Annotated in this window: 17 protein-coding genes, 1 tRNA gene and 1 pseudogene; 7 read left to right on the forward strand and 12 right to left on the reverse strand. The window is 46.6% G+C overall.

The window, feature by feature from the left end; genetic code table 11:
- Together L5M10_RS18620 and L5M10_RS18625 are read right to left on the reverse strand one after the other, a co-directional pair.
- A partial coding sequence (locus tag L5M10_RS18620; RefSeq protein ID WP_263177077.1) for a transposase occupies positions 1–171 on the reverse strand: 171 nt, incomplete at its 3' end.
- Positions 172–235: 64 nt separating this feature from the next.
- A pseudogene (locus L5M10_RS18625) lies at positions 236–901 on the reverse strand (histidine kinase); the annotation flags it as partial.
- Positions 902–1069: 168 nt separating this feature from the next.
- On the opposite strand from L5M10_RS18625, the gene L5M10_RS18630 reads away from it, so the two are divergent.
- On the forward strand, positions 1070–1681 hold the full coding sequence (locus L5M10_RS18630; protein ID WP_105251480.1) for a superinfection exclusion B family protein: 612 nt from the start codon (positions 1070–1072) through the stop codon (positions 1679–1681).
- Between the two features lie 141 nt (positions 1682–1822).
- On the opposite strand, the gene L5M10_RS18635 is transcribed toward L5M10_RS18630, so the two are convergent.
- Positions 1823–1954, reverse strand: a complete 132-nt coding sequence (locus L5M10_RS18635; protein ID WP_105251481.1) for a DUF3149 domain-containing protein — start codon at positions 1952–1954, stop codon at positions 1823–1825.
- Between the two features lie 311 nt (positions 1955–2265).
- Here L5M10_RS18635 and L5M10_RS18640 point away from each other — a divergent pair, with 311 nt between their 5' ends.
- The gene (locus L5M10_RS18640; protein WP_263255718.1) at positions 2266–3855 is read left to right on the forward strand and encodes a bacteriohemerythrin; all 1590 of its coding nucleotides are present in this window, start codon (positions 2266–2268) and stop codon (positions 3853–3855) included.
- A 146-nt stretch (positions 3856–4001) separates the two neighbouring features.
- A tRNA-Leu gene (locus L5M10_RS18645) sits at positions 4002–4088 on the forward strand.
- An 87-nt stretch (positions 4089–4175) separates the two neighbouring features.
- On the opposite strand, the gene modC is transcribed toward L5M10_RS18645, so the two are convergent.
- The 3 genes from modC to modA are packed head-to-tail and all read right to left on the reverse strand — an operon-like array spanning position 4176 to position 6770.
- Positions 4176–5261 carry a molybdenum ABC transporter ATP-binding protein ModC gene (modC, locus tag L5M10_RS18650; protein ID WP_263255719.1) on the reverse strand — a complete coding sequence of 362 codons (1086 nt, stop codon included), beginning with the start codon at positions 5259–5261 and terminating at the stop codon, positions 4176–4178.
- The gene (gene modB / locus L5M10_RS18655) at positions 5255–5977 is read right to left on the reverse strand and encodes a molybdate ABC transporter permease subunit (protein WP_011847732.1); all 723 of its coding nucleotides are present in this window, start codon (positions 5975–5977) and stop codon (positions 5255–5257) included. The genes modC and modB overlap by 7 nt, the downstream gene beginning before the upstream one ends.
- A gap of 1 nt (position 5978) precedes the next feature.
- Positions 5979–6770, reverse strand: coding sequence for a molybdate ABC transporter substrate-binding protein (gene modA / locus L5M10_RS18660; protein ID WP_263255720.1), 792 nt, complete (start codon positions 6768–6770; stop codon positions 5979–5981).
- 205 nt (positions 6771–6975) lie between these two features.
- Here modA and L5M10_RS18665 point away from each other — a divergent pair, with 205 nt between their 5' ends.
- The 4 genes from L5M10_RS18665 to L5M10_RS18680 all read left to right on the forward strand — a co-directional run bounded on the left by L5M10_RS18665 (position 6976) and on the right by L5M10_RS18680 (position 13008).
- Entirely contained in the window at positions 6976–7755 is a 780-nt protein-coding gene (locus L5M10_RS18665) for a TOBE domain-containing protein (protein ID WP_198573545.1), read from the forward strand.
- 513 nt (positions 7756–8268) lie between these two features.
- The gene (locus L5M10_RS18670) at positions 8269–9501 is read left to right on the forward strand and encodes an efflux RND transporter periplasmic adaptor subunit (protein WP_212601354.1); all 1233 of its coding nucleotides are present in this window, start codon (positions 8269–8271) and stop codon (positions 9499–9501) included.
- A gap of 2 nt (positions 9502–9503) precedes the next feature.
- On the forward strand, positions 9504–11537 hold the full coding sequence (locus tag L5M10_RS18675) for a MacB family efflux pump subunit (protein ID WP_263255721.1): 2034 nt from the start codon (positions 9504–9506) through the stop codon (positions 11535–11537).
- 7 nt (positions 11538–11544) lie between these two features.
- On the forward strand, positions 11545–13008 hold the full coding sequence (locus L5M10_RS18680; RefSeq protein ID WP_263255722.1) for an efflux transporter outer membrane subunit: 1464 nt from the start codon (positions 11545–11547) through the stop codon (positions 13006–13008).
- A 133-nt stretch (positions 13009–13141) separates the two neighbouring features.
- On the opposite strand, the gene L5M10_RS18685 is transcribed toward L5M10_RS18680, so the two are convergent.
- The 6 genes from L5M10_RS18685 to gshB all read right to left on the reverse strand — a co-directional run bounded on the left by L5M10_RS18685 (position 13142) and on the right by gshB (position 20871).
- Positions 13142–14284: a site-2 protease family protein gene (locus L5M10_RS18685; protein ID WP_168826794.1), complete on the reverse strand. Its 1143-nt coding sequence runs from the start codon at positions 14282–14284 to the stop codon at positions 13142–13144.
- A 230-nt stretch (positions 14285–14514) separates the two neighbouring features.
- A complete protein-coding gene (locus L5M10_RS18690; RefSeq protein WP_028759298.1) occupies positions 14515–14892 on the reverse strand; it encodes a DUF4144 family protein in 378 nt (125 codons plus the stop codon).
- 233 nt (positions 14893–15125) lie between these two features.
- Complete coding sequence (locus L5M10_RS18695; protein ID WP_198573564.1) at positions 15126–16814, reverse strand: DUF342 domain-containing protein; 1689 nt, start codon at positions 16812–16814, stop codon at positions 15126–15128.
- A 479-nt stretch (positions 16815–17293) separates the two neighbouring features.
- Positions 17294–18337 (reverse strand): methyltransferase, encoded by a 1044-nt coding sequence (locus L5M10_RS18700; protein ID WP_263255723.1) that lies wholly within the window; start codon positions 18335–18337, stop codon positions 17294–17296.
- 183 nt (positions 18338–18520) lie between these two features.
- Positions 18521–19843 (reverse strand): alkaline phosphatase, encoded by a 1323-nt coding sequence (locus L5M10_RS18705; protein ID WP_198573566.1) that lies wholly within the window; start codon positions 19841–19843, stop codon positions 18521–18523.
- A 74-nt stretch (positions 19844–19917) separates the two neighbouring features.
- Complete coding sequence (gene gshB / locus L5M10_RS18710) at positions 19918–20871, reverse strand: glutathione synthase (protein WP_219252129.1); 954 nt, start codon at positions 20869–20871, stop codon at positions 19918–19920.
- Between the last annotated feature and the right edge of the window lie 10 nt (positions 20872–20881).

Genomic DNA, 20881 nt, shown 5'->3' on the forward strand with positions numbered 1-20881 from the left:
TTGTCCGCTTACCGGCACGGCATATCCTTGAGCTTTTAACTGATTGCGCCAATTGTACAGCGTCTGCTCAGAAATGCCTTCCTCTGAAGCCAACTGCGCCACAGAGCGATTTAACGGCGGTAATAACTTTTTTAATATTGCTTCTTTTCTTACTGGTGAATAAACAGCCATTTGAACCTGCTAACCACCCGCCGTCTGACTATAACTATTGTGAAAAGAAGACAGGACAACTACTCTGACACGGCGGGCTATTGATGGAATCGGCGACTTGTTTGAATTCATCAATTTTTTCATGACGGTCAAATTGTAGTGGCTCGTATTCATGGTCTATGTCGATATTTTTGCAGTATTGGCTGAGTTTATCTAAGTGTTTAGTAATGTTGAACCACACTAAAAATAGAATAAACCCAGCCACTAAGAAGGTTTTAATGCCATTAGAAAGCAGAATGATAATGGCCTTATCATACAAGCGTTGATAGATAGCATCGACATCGACTTGTATTTCGAGTGTGCCGACATTGATGTTTTCAGTCGGTGATTTATAGACTAAAGGAAAGGTTTTATCTAAGGAGTGTTCTTGTTTTTGCTCGCCTGCATTCCATGCTTGGCCGCTGTCATCTTTAATCGAAATATAGTTAATATCGGGCAGTTGAATTAGCCCATTGAGCTGAGTGTTAATGAGCCGCTCGTCAATAACCCAAATACTGGCGGCGAGCACATCTAAGTTCACCTTTTCCATGTTGGAAAATACTCTATCGATACGCACGACATCATTGCGATAATCACTGATCAACTGATACGCAGTGGTGATTAAGGTGATAACAGAACTAAAAAGTACAATAGACAGGGTAAGGTGCCTGCCTATGGGGCTTTTGATAAGTTGGCTAAAGAATGTCAGCATCTTAAATTTTCTTTATGCAATAGCGGCTTGAGATGCTTATAAGCATAGACCTACAGATCCAGAAAGTGCATTTTCTCGCAGATAAAATCAACGAAATATGTCTTCATTTGTGGCATTAAATTTGCTTATTAGCCGATAAGTTCAATTTTTTGTCACTGGGATAGCACTATGTTTAAACTCAAGCTGGATTCAGTTAAGTTTTTTAGCCCGAAGAAAATGATGTTTAGAGTCATGTTGTGGCTTATGGTGAGTTGTTCAGTCTTACTTCTTATTCCCCCTAATGTGCTGGCAGTGCTGGCGCTCGATAAATTTGTGCCGGAACATGCACAGTTTGTTGGATTAGGTCTAATCGTTTCTATCGCTTATTTTTTGAGTCAGTTAATTAACTTAGGTTTAGATGAGTCTATCCGTCATTTAAGTGATAAGCGCGTTATTGAGACGATTGAAGCTAAAGTGAATCTACTTGATCCCGCCGAGCGAGCTTTAGTGAGGGAATTCTTTCTTCAAGGCGCCACGATTTTGACTCTGCCGCAAAATGAACCCGCTGTAAAAAGTTTAGTGAATGCCTGCATCTTAGAAAAGCTCGGTAACGAGCGCCATTATGCGATTCAGGGACCGACCGCTGACTATAAGATTGCCATGAAAGCGCGTATGTACCTCAACCGTGATGTGCTGCGTTTGCCTGCAGGTGAGCCGAGCCAAGAAGAAATGCAGTCGTTGATTAAGGCGCGCCCGCAATTTTTGAATGGATTAGTACAAAACAGAAAACACGCAGCATAGGCGTGTTCTACCTCACTCGGATGAGTGCTAGCTATGGTTTAGTTAGCATTTTTAACATGCGAGACAACAAAAAATGGGGGTGATAAAACCCCCTAGATTTTGCATTTATACAAGAAACATGAAGAACAACTGGAGCAAAAACTATGGTTTCGGTGCCGACTTCACAATGAACATCCAAGTGATATAAGACACTATCCCTATTGTACTAAAGATAACGATCATTGAAAGTAAGCCTATGGGGTTACCAAACATCAGATCTAACCAAAATGCCATGACTGAAATCCTCTTTCCTGTGAAGTCCTCGCTAAATTAGCGGTATTCGATAGCTAAAATACTGATCTCGATCAATAAAAAATCGACATAGGAATACAAAGTCATAACGCTTAGTTAACTCTGTGATCTTGGTCAAATTTAAAGGTATGCTTAACAGCGACGAGTTCAAATAATTTAGCTTTGTTTCTTCTTCCGTTAGCGTCTAGGATTAACCTATTCAACTCGATCGATATTCAGTTAACGCGCTATTCCATTTATTCGTTCTTGTTTTTATATGAAGGCGCGATATCAGTTTTTTAAAGGAGTAAAAAATGGATTCTAAAAAAAGTCACAAGGATTCAATGGGATATAATTCTATCTTTGCGCCACTATTGTTGCTGATTTATCCCCTCTATTGTTTGGTGATCACCGGGCACTTTGTTGCCATTTTGTGTTTAAGCGCGCTCGCCGCCATTTTAATTTTCAACATCAATAAATTAATCCGTAATTTGAGACAACTTGAGCGTGCAGCACACCACTTAGGCGAGGGAGATTTGAGTTATCAATTGGAAGAGAAAGATGCGGGTGTGTTCATTAAGGTAGTACATAACATTAATCGCATGGGTGAGGATGTCAGCCGTACGATTTTGTCTTTATCTGATACCTGTGAAGGGATGAAAAAAGTCGCCTCGGATATCAAGGTTATCAGTGAACAGGCAAAGCAAGGCGTGTTAGAGCAAGAGCATCAAACGGAACTGGCAGCCAGTGCGATGACGCAGATGGTTTCAAGCGTACAAGCCGTATCGCAAAATGCGGTGAGTGCTGCGCAGGCAGCTGATATTGCCCAAAGTTCTGCTAAGCGCGGTGATCAAATCATGAATGGCATAGTCACTAAAATTGGCGCTATGTCGCAACAGATCCATGATACTCGAACCGTGATCGAGCACTTGGCCGCCGACAGTAACAATATCAGTAGCATTATTGAAACCATTTCGCAGGTGGCCGAACAGACCAATTTACTCGCCTTAAATGCTGCCATTGAAAGTGCGAGAGCGGGTGAACATGGCCGCGGTTTTGCTGTAGTTGCCGATGAAGTGCGTAATCTCGCTAAACGAACATCCGAAGCCACGGTTGAGATCCAGCAGCAAATCGCCGCATTACAAAAAGGCGCACAACATGGTGTTGAAGTCATGTTGAAAAATGTGGCGATTGCCGACGAAACGGCTGATATGGTTGATCAAGCTCACAGTGCACTCGGGCAGATTGTCGCTCAGGTGGAGACCATTACCGATATGTCCCACCAAATCGCCACGGCATCGGGACAACAACATACAGTAGCAGAGGAAATTAATAAAAATATCAGTGTGATGGCTGAGCTAGCCCTGAGTAATGCCTCCCACACCAACAACACTAACTTATCGAGTTTGAAAGTGTATAACATGTCGCAGGAAATTGGCTCCTTGCTGCATCGATTCCATGTGAATGCGGCATTTTTTAATTCGAGTCAGGCGCAAAATAAACTCTTTGTGAAATGGGGGCCTGAGTTAGACATAGGAATGCCTGAGATCAATCGTCAACATCAGCGATTAGTCTCATTGATCAATGAATTACACCGCACATTAAATGAAGAGTATGGACTCGAAGCCATCAAACGTATCGTGCAAGGGTTAGTGGATTACACGGCCAATCACTTTGCCTATGAAGAGGAACTCTTTGCGCGTTTTGGTTACCCTCAAACTGACAGCCACAAGGAAAAACACGGCAAGTTAGTTGGGCAAGTACTTGATTTTCAAAAGCGGGTTGTTAGAGGTGAAGATGTTGCCGACGAATTAATGGCTTTCTTGAAGGCTTGGTTGGTTAATCATATTCAAAAAAGTGATAAAGAATACACCGCCTTTTTGTTATCCCATGGCGCAGAATAACCCCAAGAGCATGATTTTTGAGCGGTTAAATGCAATTTGTATTAAAGTCGCGGCAAAAGACTTGCCATTGTCATAAGCAAAGGTATAATTCCCAGCACTTAGAGACAGCCAGTTGTTTTGATTGCTTCTAAGTGCATATTTGATATGCCAGTGTGGTGAAATCGGTAGACACAGGGGATTCAAAATCCCCCGCCCTTAAAAGCGTGCCAGTTCGAGTCTGGCCACTGGTACCAAATCCTTCAGATGAAGGAACTAAAACCGACCTAGAGTCGGTTTTTTTGTGCCTGAAATTTGGTTTTCGAACGGTGCTCTAGGTTGAGCTAGTGGGATTCGGCGATATCCATTTGTGTCATAGTCACGCCTTTGATTTGTGCATAAATCGCTTTGCCATGAGTGAGTTGCAGTTCGTCGCAGGCCCAAGGGGTGATGTTGGCCCAAAGTTCATCGCGGCCTAGGGCGATTTTTAATTGGATTTGCTCGCCGTTATCGCTGGGGTATAACTCTTTAATTTCTCCCTTTAGCAGGTTGCGGATACTTGAGCCTTTGGGGATCTCAGTGCAAACCGAGACATGATTTGCCTGAATACGCACTTTGAGTTTCTTCGCCGTTTCAGCCAGATAGCCACTTACCCACAAATAGTTTCCATCATCCATCACGAGTCGAGTCATGGGGTAGTCGGGATGTCTGTCGGCGACCTTTGCACTGAGGAGTGAGCTGAGTTCCTGCAATGGCACCCAAGGGCGCATTTGCTGGCTATTCCACACTTCACTTAAGGCCCCTTGGGCGATCAATTTCCCCTGATGCAGCACCAGCATATAATCCGCCAGTTGTAAGATCTCATCTAGGCTGTGGCTCACATACACTATCGGCAGTTTTAGTTCCTGCGATAAGGTTTGCAAGTAGGGCAGTAACTCGCGTTTACGGGGTAAATCGAGTGATGCCAGCGGCTCATCCATTAGCAGCATGTCAGGTGATGTCAGCAGGGCACGGCCAATGGCAACCCGTTGTTTTTCACCGCCCGATAGCGTGCTGGGATAACGACTGAGGAGTTTTTCAATCCCTAGTAGTTGCACAATTCTATCGAACAAGACTGGGTTAGCTTTACGCACACCATAGTTGAGATTGCCCTTCACGCTATAGTGCGGGAACAGTCGTGCTTCTTGAAATACATAGCCAATTTGGCGCTTCTCTGGGGGAAGGTTCACTTTGCCTTGTTGATAAAGCAGTTTGTCGCCGAGGCGGATTTCACCGCTATCTGGGGTCGAAAGCCCGCCAAGTAGGTTCACGAGCGAGGTCTTACCCGCACCCGAGCGGCCAAAAACGGCTGTCACGCCTTGCAATGGCAATTGGGTATCGACTTTCAGTTGCAGTTGTCCGAGTCGTTTTTCAATATTGATTGTTAACATACGCTTGCCGTCCTCTGCAGGGCTTTTTTACTCAGCCATTGAGAGGCGAGTAAAGATGCTAGTGCGATCACTATCGAGATAATGCATAGACGCATGGCCTGATATTCGGCCCCTGGGGTTTCAATAAAAGAGTACATGGCGAGCGGAATTGTACGAGTTTCACCGGGAATATTAGAAACGAAGGTAATAGTCGAGCCAAATTCCCCTAGGCTGCGAGCAAAGGCGATAATCATGCCTGACACTATCCCTGGAGAGGTGAGCGGCAGTGTGATGGTGAGAAATACTCGCCATCGACTGCTACCTAAAGTGCGTGCGGCCTGCTCGAGTCGAATATCAACAGTTTCAAAGGATTGGCGTATGGCTCTGACCATCAGCGGGAATGACACTATCGCCGCCGCGAGGGCCGCACCGCGCCAACTAAAGCTAAAACTGATGCCAAACCAATTAAATAACCACTGGCCGATAAAACCTTGGCGGCCCATGCTGATCAGCAAGAGATAACCCACTACCACGGGCGGTAACACCAGTGGTAGATGGAGCACACTGTCAAATATAGCCTTGCCAGGAAACTCGACCCTTGCCAGTAACCAAGCGCACAAAATACCCAAGGGTAAACTGGCGATAACGGCAACGGATGACACCTTTAAACTGAGCAGCAGTGCGGCAATTTCATAGTCGCTTAAAAGAGAGCCGCTTAACAAAGAACCACTCAGCACCCTAATTCACTCCAAAGCCATATTTCTCAAACACATTTTTTGCGCTTGGGCCCTGCAGATACTCATTGAACGCTTTGGCGCTTGCGGTCGATTCTTGTTTGACTAAGGCGACAGGGTATTCAATTGGGCTGTAACTCATTTCTGGGAAGGTGCCAACGATTTTGATCTTTTGGGCGACTTTCGCATCAGTTGAATACACTATGCCAAGCGGTGCTTCACCTTGTTCAACCAACGCGAGGGCGGCACGGACATTGTTAGCACGGGCGAGTAAGGGCTCAGCAGCTTGCCACAGCTTGAGGTTTTCGAGGGCTTGCTTGGCATATTGTCCAGCGGGTACATGATCTGGGTCGCCAACAGCCATACGACTGCCTTTTAATGCGGCTTTAATATCCCAATCGACATTGAGCACGACTTCTGTGATGGGACTATTTTTCTCGGCAATCAAGACTAAGGTATTTTTTAACAAGATTTTTCGGCTGCTAACATCGACCGCTTTAGCATCGACCAGATAATCCATCCACTTTTGATTCGCCGAGACAAACAGATCGGCGGGCGCACCATTGGCCACTTGTTTTGCCAGTGTTGAGGAAGAGGCGAAGGAGAATATCACCTTAGTATTGTGTTCTTTTTCATATTGCTGGCCGATTTCGTTAAGTGCATTGGTGAGCGATGCCGCTGCAAAAACAGTCACTTGCTCATTGTCTGCCGCAAAAATAGGGCTAGATGTCAGTACCATTGTGAATAATGAAGCCGTGGTAAAACGCAGTAATTGCTTAAGGTGAATGGATTTCATTGTGTTCCTCCGTGATAAAAAGTGATCGTTATATACCAATCTATATATCGATCATTCAAGCCCTAAGCAATCAATTAGTGATCTATGTGCGGTTTCTTGCTGATTAATGGCATTCATCCGCTGAAATATCTCGGCAATCTTATTGGTATCCTCAAGACGATGAAGGACAATAGGACCCAAGTCAGACTTGGGTGCTAGATAGACGATGGATTTACACGCATTACTTACGCTTTCCCTCGGGGATAAGCCCTTCGCCAATCCTAGGCGGATAAGCCTGCTTGAGCAGGTTGCCAACACTGGCTCGATCAGCCAAGGCGCCAAGCTTGCGGGGATCAGTTATAAAGCGGCGTGGGACGCGATCAATGAGATGAACACCGCCATGCCCGAACCTGTAGTGTGTAGCGAAAAGGGCGGCAAAGGCGGTGGCGGCGCTAAACTCACCGAATTTGGCGAACGGTTGCTTAAGGTGTATTCCATCACCTCTCAAGTACAAGAAATGGCCTTGGCCGCCTTGCTCGATGAGTCCGTCGATATGCACAGTTTATTGGATGTGATGGCGCATTTCTCTCTCAACACCAGCGCCCGCAATCAGTTAACGGGGCGTATCAATAGCATTGATTCATTTGGATTAAATGACAAAATCAGCGTGACCTTAGCGGGCGGACAACAGATTCAGATTTCAGTGACCCATTCGAGCCGCGAACGCTTGCAGTTAGCCCTGGATAAATCTGTGTTGTTACTGTTTAAAGCCCCCGCTGTACTGGCGACGACTCATGCCTGTGAAGTGGATGGGCAAAATTGCCTAAGCGGTCGTTTGCTGAGCGTGACTGAACTTGGCGATAAGGCCGAATTAGCCATAGATATTGATGGCAAAGACATCATCTATTCAGTGATGCCACTCACCCAAATGCAGAGTTTGGCTGTCGGCGAATCATGTTTCGCCTGTTTTGATGCCACGCAGGTGATCCTCGCCAGCATGAATTAGTCGAATTGAGTGATTAATTGGGTTAATCATTGGGTTATTCACTGGGGATGGCCAGTAACTTGGCGTTATTGTTTTCGCAATGGGTTGGTGGGGAATCTAATGGTTTCTTTTATTTACGAACTTGATTTGTATTTTTCATTCTTTTAGAGAAGATCAACGTCGTGGGGCTTCACCTTACGACGTTGATTTTTCTTGAAAAAGAATCAAATGAAGTCTGTATCTAGATTCGTTTGAATGGCTGAACTACCACAAGTGGCACAGTCATAGAATGTAGACACCAACAATTTACCACCTAACGATTTGGTATCGTACTAAATCGGCATGGCAGTCTAAGCACCACTCAATCGTGCTTTCCTTGTCAATTTCTACACAGATATTTGCAAATCTTTACCTGTTAACGACACTTCCTTCGTCTACTGTCTTTGGCTAACTCTATATACTGTTGGAACAATTTCAGTTCCTTAGCAAGATGAATGCTTGCTGTCTTTAGCATTGATGGACACGACAATACCGATGAAAAAATCCTCAAAGCGTAAATTGCTGCTCGCGTTAAGCGGCTTAATACTCCTGAGTGGCGGTGCTTATTTTATGTGGCATAAGCCTGAAATGGCACCTACCTATGTAACTGAAGCGGTGCGCCGTGGCGATATCGAAAACTCAGTACTTGCCAATGGCATGTTGCAGGCATCCAAACTGGTGAGTGTAGGTGCGCAGGTATCGGGGCAAATCTTAAGTTTGCCGCTGGCACTGGGTGATGAAGTAAAGAAAGGCGATTTGATTGCTCAGATTGATAGCCTAGCGCAGCAGAATAATTTGAAGGATGCCCTCGCATCACTCAAGAGTATCAATGCTCAGTTCCGTGCTAAACAGGCGCAGATCCGCCAAGCCAAGTTGGAATTTAGCCGCCAGCAGCAAATGCTTGCCGATAAGGCCAGTTCCCGCGCCGATTATGAAGTGGCCGATGCTAATCTAACGGTTTATCAAGCCGAGCTTGAGCAATTAGAAGCGCAAAAACAACAGGCTGAGATTAACGTCGACAGTGCCAGAATCGATTTAGGTTATACCAAAATTACCGCGCCGATGGATGGCACTGTGGTGTATTCCGCGGTGGAAGTGGGGCAAACCGTTAACGCCAATCAAACGACACCGACCATAGTTGAAATGGCGCAGCTGGATACCATGACAGTTAAAGCGCAGATTTCTGAAGCGGATGTTGTCAATGTCCATCCGGGTCAAGCCGTGTATTTCACGGTTCTTGGAAAACCGAATCATCCCTACCGTGGCGTTTTGAGGGCGATTGAGCCTGGGCCGATTTCGATGGATGGCGACGATAGCAATATGAGCTCTAGCGACTCAGACGCCATTTATTACCATGGTCTGTTTGATGTAGAAAACCCTGACCGCACCTTGCGTATCGGCATGACGGCGCAGGTGTCTATAGTGTTAGCTAAGGCCGATGATGCGCTATTAGTGCCTGCGCAGATATTGCGTATAAAGCCGAGGGAGAAATCCGCGGTGCCAGAGGCTAAGTCTGTCGAGCGTAAAGCCCGCAGCGGCCCGCAATATCAAGTGCCTGTGTTAGTTGATAACCAAGTGCAATATGTGGATGTCACTGTGGGGATTAACAACAAAATCAATGCTGAAATCACCGCGGGTTTGAAGGAAGGCGATCAGGTTGTGCTTGGCATGCCGTCTTCCGATGATGGCAGCAGTAAATTACGTCGCCCACCTAGCGTGAGGTTTTAACAGTGACAACGGCATTACTTGAAATTTCAGGTTGTTATCGCACTTTTCAGGCGGGTGAGCAGCAACTCACTGTGCTGAAAGATGTGAACTTGTCGATTGGCCGTGGCGAGATGGTGGCGATAGTAGGTGCTTCTGGCTCGGGTAAATCGACCCTAATGAACATTCTTGGTTGTTTAGATAAGCCGTCAAAGGGCGCGTATTTTATTAACGGCCAAGATACCTCGACTATGGACGTTGATGAGTTAGCGCAACTGCGCCGCGAGCACTTTGGTTTTATCTTTCAGCGTTATCATTTACTGGGTGATTTGACCGCTATAGGCAACGTCGAAGTACCTGCTGTGTATGCGGGTAAAGAACGCACGGTTCGTAAAGACAGGGCCGAGCATTTGTTAACGCGTTTAGGCCTTGGCGACAGGCTTGACCATAAACCCAATCAGCTCAGTGGCGGACAACAGCAGCGGGTCAGTGTGGCACGCGCTTTGATGAATGGCGGCGATGTGATCCTTGCCGATGAGCCGACGGGTGCGCTGGATAGTCACAGCGGCGAAGAAATGATGCAGTTGTTGCAGGAGCTGCACAGCGATGGTCATACCATCATTATCGTGACCCACGATATGCACGTGGCCCAATATGCCGACCGCATTATCGAAATCAAAGACGGCGTGATCATCAGCGATGAGCGCAGTCAGGATAAACAAACGGCTAAGCCACAAAGCTCGACGTCACAAACTTCGACGTCGCAAAGCTCAACGTTACAAAATATGGCGCCACAAAAGCCTAGCGGTGCAGTGGCAGCAAAAGATGGCTCGCGTGCGCGGGTGGCTTCGTGGGACAGATATGTCGAAGCACTTAAAATGACGCTGGTGGCGATGTCGACCCACAGGTTACGTACCTTCTTGACTATGCTCGGCATTATCATAGGTATCGCCTCAGTGGTTTCTGTGGTGGCCTTAGGTGAAGGCTCGCAGCAGGCCATCCTCAAAAGTATCAGTTCGATGGGGACTAACACGATTGATATTCGCCCCGGTTCTGGTTTTGGCGATAGACGCTCGGCGCGGGTGCGCACCTTAACCGCTACGGACGCCAATGCCCTTAAAAATCTGCCCTATGTTGATAGCGTGACGCCAAGCATTGGCTCTACTGCAACGGTTCGTTTTGGTAATAAAGCGGTATCGGCATCGGTGAATGGTGTGGGACCTGAGTTTTTCCGTGTAAGAGGGTACGAGTTAGCGCAGGGCCAATTTTGGGATGATGCCAGTGTCGCATCGCTCGCCCAAGATGCGGTGATTGATGACAACACCCGTAAGGAGCTTTTCCCTAACAGTGCAGCCGACAATAACTCGGCGATAGGGCAAGTAATTTTCCTTGGAGATTTACCCGTACGTATCATAGGTGTGACTCAACCCAAAGAAAGTGCTTTTGGTAACAGCGATGCGCTTAATGTGTGGGTGCCTTACACCACAGTTTCTGGCCGTATGGTGGGTAAAAACTATTTGGATGGTATTACCGTTCGACTCGATGAAACTGTGCCGAGTAACGCGGCGGAGCAGGGCATTATCGCGCTGCTTAAAATGCGCCACGGCACGCAAGATTTCTTCACCATCAATACCGATACCATTAGGCAGAACATCGAAAAAACCACAGCAACCATGACCTTACTGATCTCGGCTATCGCGGTGATTTCCCTTGTCGTTGGCGGAATTGGGGTGATGAATATTATGTTGGTTTCAGTGACTGAGCGAACCCGTGAAATCGGTGTTCGTATGGCGGTGGGTGCGCGCCAGAGTGATATTTTGCGCCAGTTCCTTATCGAAGCCATTTTAGTGTGTTTGTGTGGTGGCACCTTAGGCATCGCCTTGTCCTACTTAATTGGCGTGGTGTTTGCTCAAACGGGGGGAAGTTTCCAAATGATTTATTCCACCACCTCCATCGTTGCTGCCTTTGCCTGCTCAACCTTAATTGGTGTGCTATTTGGTTTCTTACCCGCCCGCAATGCGGCGCAGTTAGATCCCGTTGACGCACTAGCTAGAGAGTAATAACACCATGAATAATAAACTATTTAATCGACCATTTTCGCCTCGTAGCTGTGCTATTGCTGTTTGCACGGCTTTGGGACCAGCTCTGTGCATAGCCCTGTTGAGTGGTTGTGGCAGTGTTATGCGTTCAGACTTTGAACCACCCGCACTGGCTATTCCCGAACAGTGGCAAAACACCACAGTGAATGAGCAAGTAAAAGTCGACCCTTGGTGGCAGCAGTTTCATCAGCCTGAGCTCGATAAGCTGGTCAGTCAAGTGTTGAGCACTAACAATGACTTAACCCTAGCGACCTTAACGCTGCGTAAAGCACGCTTGCAGGCAGGGCTAACGCGGGATGATCTATACCCACAGTTATCGGCAAACCTTGACGCTTCCCGTAATCAGCCACTTGAGGGTGGCGATGCGACTAAGAGTTATCAAGCAAAATTGTCTGTCAGTTATGAGGTGGACTTGTGGGGCAAAGTGTCGGCCAATATCGACCAAGCTCAATGGGCTGCGCTGGCGAGCGCCGAAGATAGAGAAAGTACCACCCAAAGTCTAGTGGCGACCACTGCATCCTTGTATTGGCAGATAGGTTATTTAAATCAACGGATTGATTTAAGCCAAAAGAGTATCGAGTACAGTCAGCAAACGCTGGCATTAACCCAAAGGCAGTATGATTCTGGGGCCGTGACGCAAGTGAATGTGCTCGAAGCTCAGCGCAGTATGGCGGGACAAGAGGCGGCCCATAGCCAGCTTATTCAGCAATTAACTGTGGCTAAAAATGCCCTCGCGATATTACTCAATCAGACTCCTGCAGCTGTTCCTGCGCAGAGTTTAGCCTCAGGCGAAACTTGGGTTGAGATTAAGCAACTCCCCGACGTAGCAGTACCTGATGTTAGCGTGGGTGTACCCGCAGATTTATTAGTGAGACGGCCAGATGTGAAGGCCTCCTTGTATCAACTGCGCTTCGCCTTGGCGAGTAAAGATGCGACCTATGCGAGTTATTTCCCAAGCCTGAGTTTAACCGGCGGTGTTGGGGAGTCGACCTCTGAGTTAAAAGAGTTGTTACGTAATCCCGTTGGCAGTTTAGGCGCAGGGCTAGTCTTGCCCTTTTTGCAGTGGAATCAAATACAAATCAATAACGACATTGCCGATATCGATTATCAAACCGCAGTGGTGAATTATCGCAAGACGCTTTATTCCGCCTTTGAAGATGTCGATAACGCGATTTCGGCGAAGCAGCAATATCGCTATCAAGGGGAGAAGTTGGCGCAGCAATTTAGTGCAGCGGCGGCCGTTGAAGCCATTTATGAGAGTCAGTATCGCAATGGCGCTATCGGTATTCAGAATTGGATTGATGCCCAAGAGAATCGTCGCAGCGCCGAGGCGGCTTTACTCGAGAATCGCTATAACCAACTCACCGCCCAAGCAACGCTTTATCAAGCCCTTGGCGGCAGCGATATCGCTCCGCCTTTGGCAAAGGAATAGCGCATTTTTGTAGAAGCATCACAGCGCGACAGAAAAATAAAAAACCGCTATTAATAGCGGTTTTTTATTGGGCAAGTGCAAGTGTAAGCACTCGTGCTAGTGCCTTTGCGCTGCGTTTAGCCGTTAAGCCACATTAGCTGCGTAATATTTGCAGCGGCAGACTGAGCATATCATCGCCGGTTCCGGCTAAGTGCCAGATGATGCCGACTAAGGCGCCAACCGTGAGTAAATACCAAATAACCGAGAAGATTTGCCCGTATCTGTCTAATGGCAGCAGATGGCTTTGATGACGAGTTCGCCATTCGAAAATGATTTCTAAGCTGCCAATCAACAGTAAGAAGCCCAATAGCGCTAAGCCTAAGGTGTAGCTGATATACACACCAAAAGCGGCACCAGCGGCGCAGGCGACCAAGCCCATAATGCTGTTCATCGAAAAGCTGATGCTCTTTAAAATATGGCCGCCATCGAGTGGCAGAATAGGCAATAAATTAAATAGGTTAAGCAGCGCATTAAAGGCGGCAAGGCCAGCAAAAAACACATTGCCCGTTGCGTGGTAAGCAATCAAGGAAGCGATGGACATCAAGAGCCCAAAGGTCGGTCCCATGATAGAAATCACCACATCTTGCCAACGCGTATTAATTTTCTCATCGGAGAGCGCGAGTCCGCCCATAAAGGGAATAAGGTAAATCCCTTTGGTCTTCATCCCAAAATATTTCATTGCGCGAATATGGCCATATTCGTGAAATACCAAACAGGCGATAAGTGCGAGGGCGAATTGGAAGGAGAATAGCCAAGAGTAAGCGGCAACACTGGCGCCCGCTAACACTACCTTTATGACTTTAGCGCTTTTTAACAGCTTAAAGCCGAGGGAGGCGAGTCCTATCATGCTGATTTTTTGCTGTTTAACGATGGGCGTTTCTGGTGTTTGGCGTTCGATATCTTTCTCTGTCCGTCGCCCTTGGTCGATAATCTTGTCATCCATCAGCAAGCAGTAATCGAGGCGGAAAGGCTGCCAAACGAGATCGGTTTCGAGGCGAACTTGGATTTTAGCTTCTGTTATGGCGATGGCTTGCTCACCACTTTCTGTCACCAATGGGCTGCTGTGGTGGGTGAGCTCAAAGACATGGACTTTAAGGCCGCCATTATCGACGGAAGCTTCTTTTTGTGAGACTAAGGTATTGTCCCAGTAGAGTTGTTGCCAGCCCGCGAGCGAGCCTTCTAAGCGCAGTTGTTTGCCTAAGCAGTCAATCTTAAGTAGTTCCAATTTCGGTTCCATCTGTTTGTATATTTAGTGCCAACTTAAACGTCATCCCTTGAGTCGACGCAGAAAACGGTTATTTTGGAGTGCATCTTAAGCGCTTTACCGTCTGGCTTAGCGCTGTTACACCGTGGCAAATTATGCCTGTGAATTGATTATGAGGATATTAGCTTTTAAGGTCATGTTGTTTTTATTGATTAACTGAGTCATTGATAGCCATTTATTATGGCTTATCATGTGTTTGCTGTTTATTCATCGAGGGTACGAACAATTTCGATTCCTTGGGCAATTGTCGTGAAAGCCAGTTTAGCGACACAACATTGTCCTAGTGCTTGGGCATGATTTTGAACCCATTTGATAAATTCATTGAGTGGCAAATCCTGTTTTTGGCGCAGTAATCGAGGTAATTCGCCAACAGGATCTTCATGGATTTTTTGTGGACAGGCACTGATAAGGTATCGCTGCCCTTTGGAGTCTAATAATTGATCGGTTTCGATGAAGTGATGCTGATAGAGACAGGCCAGTTCGAGCCAATCTCTTTGATGTTCTAGGTAAAGTAATTCGTCATTTTGAGTCAGTTTTACAATCGCTGGCCATTCAATACTCGACATCTTAACGCTAGTCATTTCAGATCCTTAGGAAGTTTAAAATGGGCTCTGAGGTATTCTCTGAGATCAATCGGCGGCAGTAGACAAGGATTAGGATTTTGCAAGAAGGTGACTTGGCATACTGCTGCGTGCGTTTATCTGTGAGCAGTATGCCACGCTTGGAGAAGATAGATAGAGGCCAGAACGAGTTCAGAGGTTTGGCTGCCGAGCGAAAGCCGCCTCAGCACTGGCGTTAAGAACCCTAGTGAACCTTATGTGCTCGGTGCAGCTTTGGCCTTGGCGTTATAGTCAAAGTTAATCTCTTGATTAACATTGGCAATACAACAAGTGCCGTGTTCACGTGCCGTACGGTGATTTGCTGGACCTATATGCAGCTCAACGTTAAGGAATACGTGTTTAAGCACTTCGATGCGGTATTTTTCGTAGTAGCCTTCGACTTCTTGTTTAAAGGTATCGAATTCAAGCTCTTCACGGGTACGTTCGTCCATGATGCGATTCTTCTCATCAAGCATCATCTTGATTTGCTCAATCATAACCGCGTCAGCTTGCCATTCTGACTTGGGGGGCAGTTTATTGAGGCGAGCCTCGATATCTAAACTGGCGACGACCATAGCTTTAACGCTCTCATCGAGTAACTTGAGATCTTGCTTGAGTTCAGCCTGTCCCATTGCGCAGTAAACGTCAGTTTTAGTCCCTGCCGTTGCACCTATGACAACCGCCGTGATGCCTTTTTCAGCGTGTGCGACTCCACCAACCAGATCGCCACGACGACCGCTAGGATCGCTGACCGTTAAACTGCCGGCGGTTTTGGTATTACTGTGCAGCAACTGTTTAGTGACTAAGATATTTCCTTTGGCAACTAATTGAGAATATTGCACAAATTGGGCGCTGATCTGGCCTTGAGAATAGATATTGGTAGAGTATTCATTGGCTTTAATCTGGCGGCCAATGATGCCTTTACTCACAGTGACATCGCCTTCTGCTTCAAGGGTGGCGGAGTCCACAAACCCCATCACGGTAATATCGCCTGAGCTTTTAACTATCATGCCCTCGTGGACATCACCTGTGATTAAAATACTGCCCTTGAAGGTAACATGGCCTGTGCTGATGTCGACATCTTTAAGTTGCAGTACATCATCGACATTCATACCTGTACGGGTTTCGACGGGTTGCCCCGGCACTGTGGCGATCAGTTTATTGGGATCTTTGGGATGAAAGGCTGTGCCAGTACCCGCTTGAAGCACGGCATCCTTACCTGGTTTTTGTTTAAGGACTTCGCCCTTGATGTTGTAGCCCGGAGTGCCTTCGGTGGCTAAATGTTTAACCATCAAGAGATCATTGGCTTTAACAACGATCATTGCGCCTAAATTGCGCATATCGACACTGCCATCTTCGCGCTCTTGTGGCTGAAGCAAGCGCTCCCGCGCAAGGAATACTTTGCGTTCTAATACCGCATTGAGTCCATTAACAGGGGCTTTGCCTTGGGCTATTTCACTTTGGCAGATTTCCCCTGGCTTGAGTGTACTGAGTTGTTTTAGTAGAGCTTGAATTTTGAGTTTACTTAGCCCCATGCAGACGTTGTTTTTTTTGAGATGAGTGAGGATCTCTGGCAAATCTATCTGTTTACCACCCCATGCTGCGGTAAGTTTAAGACTGGCTTGCATTTTATCGGGACTAATCTCGATAGCTATGCTGCCATCTCGACGTTCGGCCAAAGTAGTATAGAGCTCAAATTTTCCATCGTCTTGATTACAAAGAGAGTTGATTTTAGCGACGGTTTTAGTAATGGCTGGCTCTAGCGGAAACAGGGCGGCGAATTCAGGTAAAGACAACAGGCGCATTATGTCTTCATGGGTGACTGGACCATGGACATTAGGGATCAGGCGCAATTCAGCTTTTGTCTTATCGCTGTTTAGCTCTATGAGTTCAGGGTCCAGCATAGGGGCATTCCTAGTAATTGCGTTTTATTCTTGTTAAGAAGCTGTTTTGAGTATAACAGTAGAAACTTAGGGTAAAGAAGCCTTTTTGGCTGCAAAATCAGCAAATGTTGTCATTTTGTTGTTAATGGTCTATGAGTGAATTTTAAAATAGTTTTTTATAAAAAATTGAGTCTTATAATCAGTGTTATCTCTGGTTTTATAACAAAAATTACTGAATAAACCACAACTTATATTGATTTTAGGTTTAACCATTATTTTGATGTTTTAAATCGAATCCCTATGTTAGGAACGGCTGTTGAGTGACTATAAGTGAGAGATTGTCAGAATCGCTGGCATGCGGCAGATCACAATATTGAATTTTGTAACACGATGAAAGTGAGGTTTTATCTGAAAACAAACAGGGATTGGGATAAGAGTGAGTGGCTGGGTTGCCAATAACGCGCTTCAGCGAAAGCATCTGCGCGTTATTAATCAAACATCTATTTGTGCTGGAAGTAATACAACTTGTACTTGTTGTTATCGGCAACCACTTTCAATTGGCCAAATTCGGCGGCGATAATATCGGAATAGGGCAGGTGGCGATTGGCGACTATTTGCCAAATACCATTATGTTGTAATTGCTTAGCACTATCGGTGACAAAGTTCTGCGCTATGCTGGTGGTGCTGGCGAGGCCATCATGAAACGGCGGATTAGAGATAATGCCGTTAAATTTTCCTGTGGTTTGCGCGAGCCCATCGGATGGATACACTTTTGCTGTCATGCCATTGGCCGCCAGGGTGAGTTCGCAAGAAGCTAACGCCATGGCATTAATATCAACGCATTCTAGGGATAGGCTCGGTTGTGCTTTTAGTAGGGCTGCGGTGATCACGCCTGCGCCGCAACCAAAATCGAGCACTCGACCCGAGAGTGTTGGTAGGTGTGACAATAATAATTCAGTGCCGAGATCTAACCGTTTTTCGCTAAATACCCCGACTAAATTACAGATACTGATCTCGCCTTGAGGCGTTGTGAGTTGATACTGACTGACCCAGTCGCTAAGTTTCATTGCCGGGGCGCTGCCCTCTAAATTGCTACCAAACAGCAGGCAGTGGCGGGCGTTATCGAGTTTCATACCCGTCGCAAAATACTCAGGCAAGAGTTTAACTAAAGACTTAATCCCGCCTTTGTTTTCCCCAACGACTAATAGCTGGCCGTTAGGCACAAGATGGCTGGCGGCGAGGTTAAACAGATAAGGTGCGAGGGGTTTAGCCTTGGGGAAATAAACGATAACCGTATCGTACTTTTCTGGTTTAATTGGGTCTTGATGTGGCAGTTCGTGGCCGAAGTAGCAACGCAGTTTTGAATTCGCATGCGGCGCTAAGTGTAAATAATGGTGATAATCCAAGGCGAGGGCATCGACCGAGGCCGCGACATCGAGCAGGGCTTTTGGCAGTAGATCGGCTTCATGATTGAGCACTAACACCTTATGTTGGCTTAGGCTGTCTTGATTACGAATAATGACTTGCGATGGATTAGTTAACACAGTTACAGGCACCTATAAACTTAAGTGTGGGCATTATACCCGTTATTCACGCCCGAGCCAGTTTGCATGGAATCACTGCGCTAAAACCTAATAAAATCCCTAATAAAAAGACCCAATAAAAAGGCAACTGCATTATGCGGTTGCCTTATGTGATTGTCTTTAATGAACGGAATCGATTAACGCTTAGCTTTTAGGTTTCTTCGGTTTTGGCAATAAGCTGAAAATCTTATTGGCGATATCGATATTGTCTTGATGGCCGTTAAACAGCTCAGATGCGGGACCTGCGGCAAACACTTGTACGTCTGTGCCTGTATGGCCGTCGGTTGTCCAACCCGTATCAGTTCGCTTATCAATAACATGGCGAATCGCAACCGCTATGGTTTCTAATCCCTGCATTCTGGCGACCGTTAATTTTGCGATTTCTTCTTCGTTGAGCTCAAAACCTAAACCGCGGGCGAGATCGGCCTGCCATTGTTCACCGCTGATGGCGGCTAAGGCTAATGTGTCGGTACTGGCTGAAACGTTGCGTAGGATTTCAGGGTTCCAGTTGTACTTTCCATCGACGCCAATCGATAGGCCACCGGTGTTATGGTCGGCGGTGATCACCATCAGGGTATCAGGATGTTCACGCACGAATTGCTCAACCACCTCAATGGCATTGGAGAATTCATCCATTTCACCCATGGCTGTAGCTATGTCGTTATTGTGACCCGCCCAGTCGATGAGACTTCCTTCGACTAACAGTACAAAACCTTGGTCATTCTGCGACAGTAAACTGAGCGCTTTTTGGGTTAAAGTGCTGAGTTTTTTCGCATCTTTTTCATCAATTGCCCAAGGTAATTGGACTTCGGCAAACAGTCCCAGCACTTTAGGTTGGGTGATGCTGGCGAGATCTTCAAAACGAGTAATATGTTGATAACCCTTGGCTTTAAATTGTGCTAATAGTTCAGGGGTAAAGTATTTTTGACCACCGCCTAAGAATACATCGGCGTTGGTTTCTAGATAGCTGAGTGCTAAAGCGTCGTAGTTTTTACGGCTCTCGTTGTGGGCTAAAAAGGCTGCAGGCGTGGCGTGGTTTATCTGGGATGTGACAGCCACACCTGTGCTGAGGCCAAGGGATTTGGCTTTTTCGAGTATGGTCGGTAGCGGTTGCTTTTGGGTATCGACCGAAATCGCCCCATTGTAAGATTTAACGCCAGTGGCGAGCGCTGTTGCTGCCGCGGCTGAGTCGGTAACATAACCACTGACACTGGCGGGATAAGTGCTCGCCATACCTACAAGTAAACGGTCGAATACGGTTTGTTCGACTTCCTCTGTGTCAGGATTATCTTTGTAGTAACGGTAAGCGCTAGTGTAAGACGGTCCCATACCATCACCTATCATGATGACAATGTTTTTGGGACGCGACGGTGCTTTCGTTGGACCTGTTTCTATGTTGGCCCAAGTCGGAGTCGATAGTAATAAACCTATGCCGAGTAACAAGAATGGCGCTTTGGTGAAACTCATATCACATCCCTAGAAAGTGGCTAGGCGCTTGTGATGTCAAAGCGCCTTAAATCAACAAACTCGTTGGTAAATTTTTATGCTTTGGTGTTAATGCGTGCTTCAATAGCATCCATTAACATGCCGGTGATGTCGACATTAAATGCTGCTTGGATCTCACGGATACAAGTTGGACTGGTTACGTTGATCTCAGTCAGCTTGTCACCAATGACATCGAGGCCGACAAAAATCAGTCCACGCTTTTTAAGTTCTGGACCAATGGCGCGGGCAATTGCCCAATCGCTGTCGGATAAAGGTTGAGCCACACCGCTTCCGCCTGCCGCTAAGTTACCACGGGTTTCGCCTTTCATTGGGATACGCGCCAAGGCGTAGGGCACAGGCTCACCATCGACCACTAAAATGCGTTTATCGCCTTTGGTTATCTCAGGGATAAAGGCTTGCGCCATGGCATATTGTTGGCCATAGCTGGTCAAGGTTTCTATGATGACCCCAAGGTTTGGGTCGTCCTGCTTCACGCGGAAAATCGAGGTGCCGCCCATACCATCAAGTGGCTTAAGAATAATATCGCCCTTCGCTTGGTGGAAAGCGCGGATACGTTTGGCATCACGGGTTACGATCGTTTCTGGCGTGAATTCGCTAAACCATGCGGTAAACAGTTTCTCGTTAGCATCACGTAAGCTTTGCGGCTTGTTAACGATCAACACGCCTTGTTCTTCGGCGCGTTCAAGCATGTAAGTTGCGTAGATAAACTCAGTATCGAATGGCGGGTCCTTACGCATTAAGATCACGTCGAGTTCGCTCATCGGCGTGTCTGTAGCTTCGCCGAGTTCAAACCATTTGCTCGCATCATTGAAAACAGTTAACGGACGCATATTGGCCATAGCCACACCGTTGACCATGGCAAGATCGGCCATTTCCATATAAAACAGCTGATAACCTCTTTCCTGCGCGGCCATTAACATGGCAAAACTGGAGTCTTTCTTAATGTTGATCTCACTGATGGGGTCCATCACTATGCCGAGTTTTATCATTAATCTGTTC

Source organism: Shewanella sp. SM32, assembly GCF_025654235.1.
In the GTDB taxonomy this organism is placed as follows: domain Bacteria; phylum Pseudomonadota; class Gammaproteobacteria; order Enterobacterales; family Shewanellaceae; genus Shewanella; species Shewanella oncorhynchi.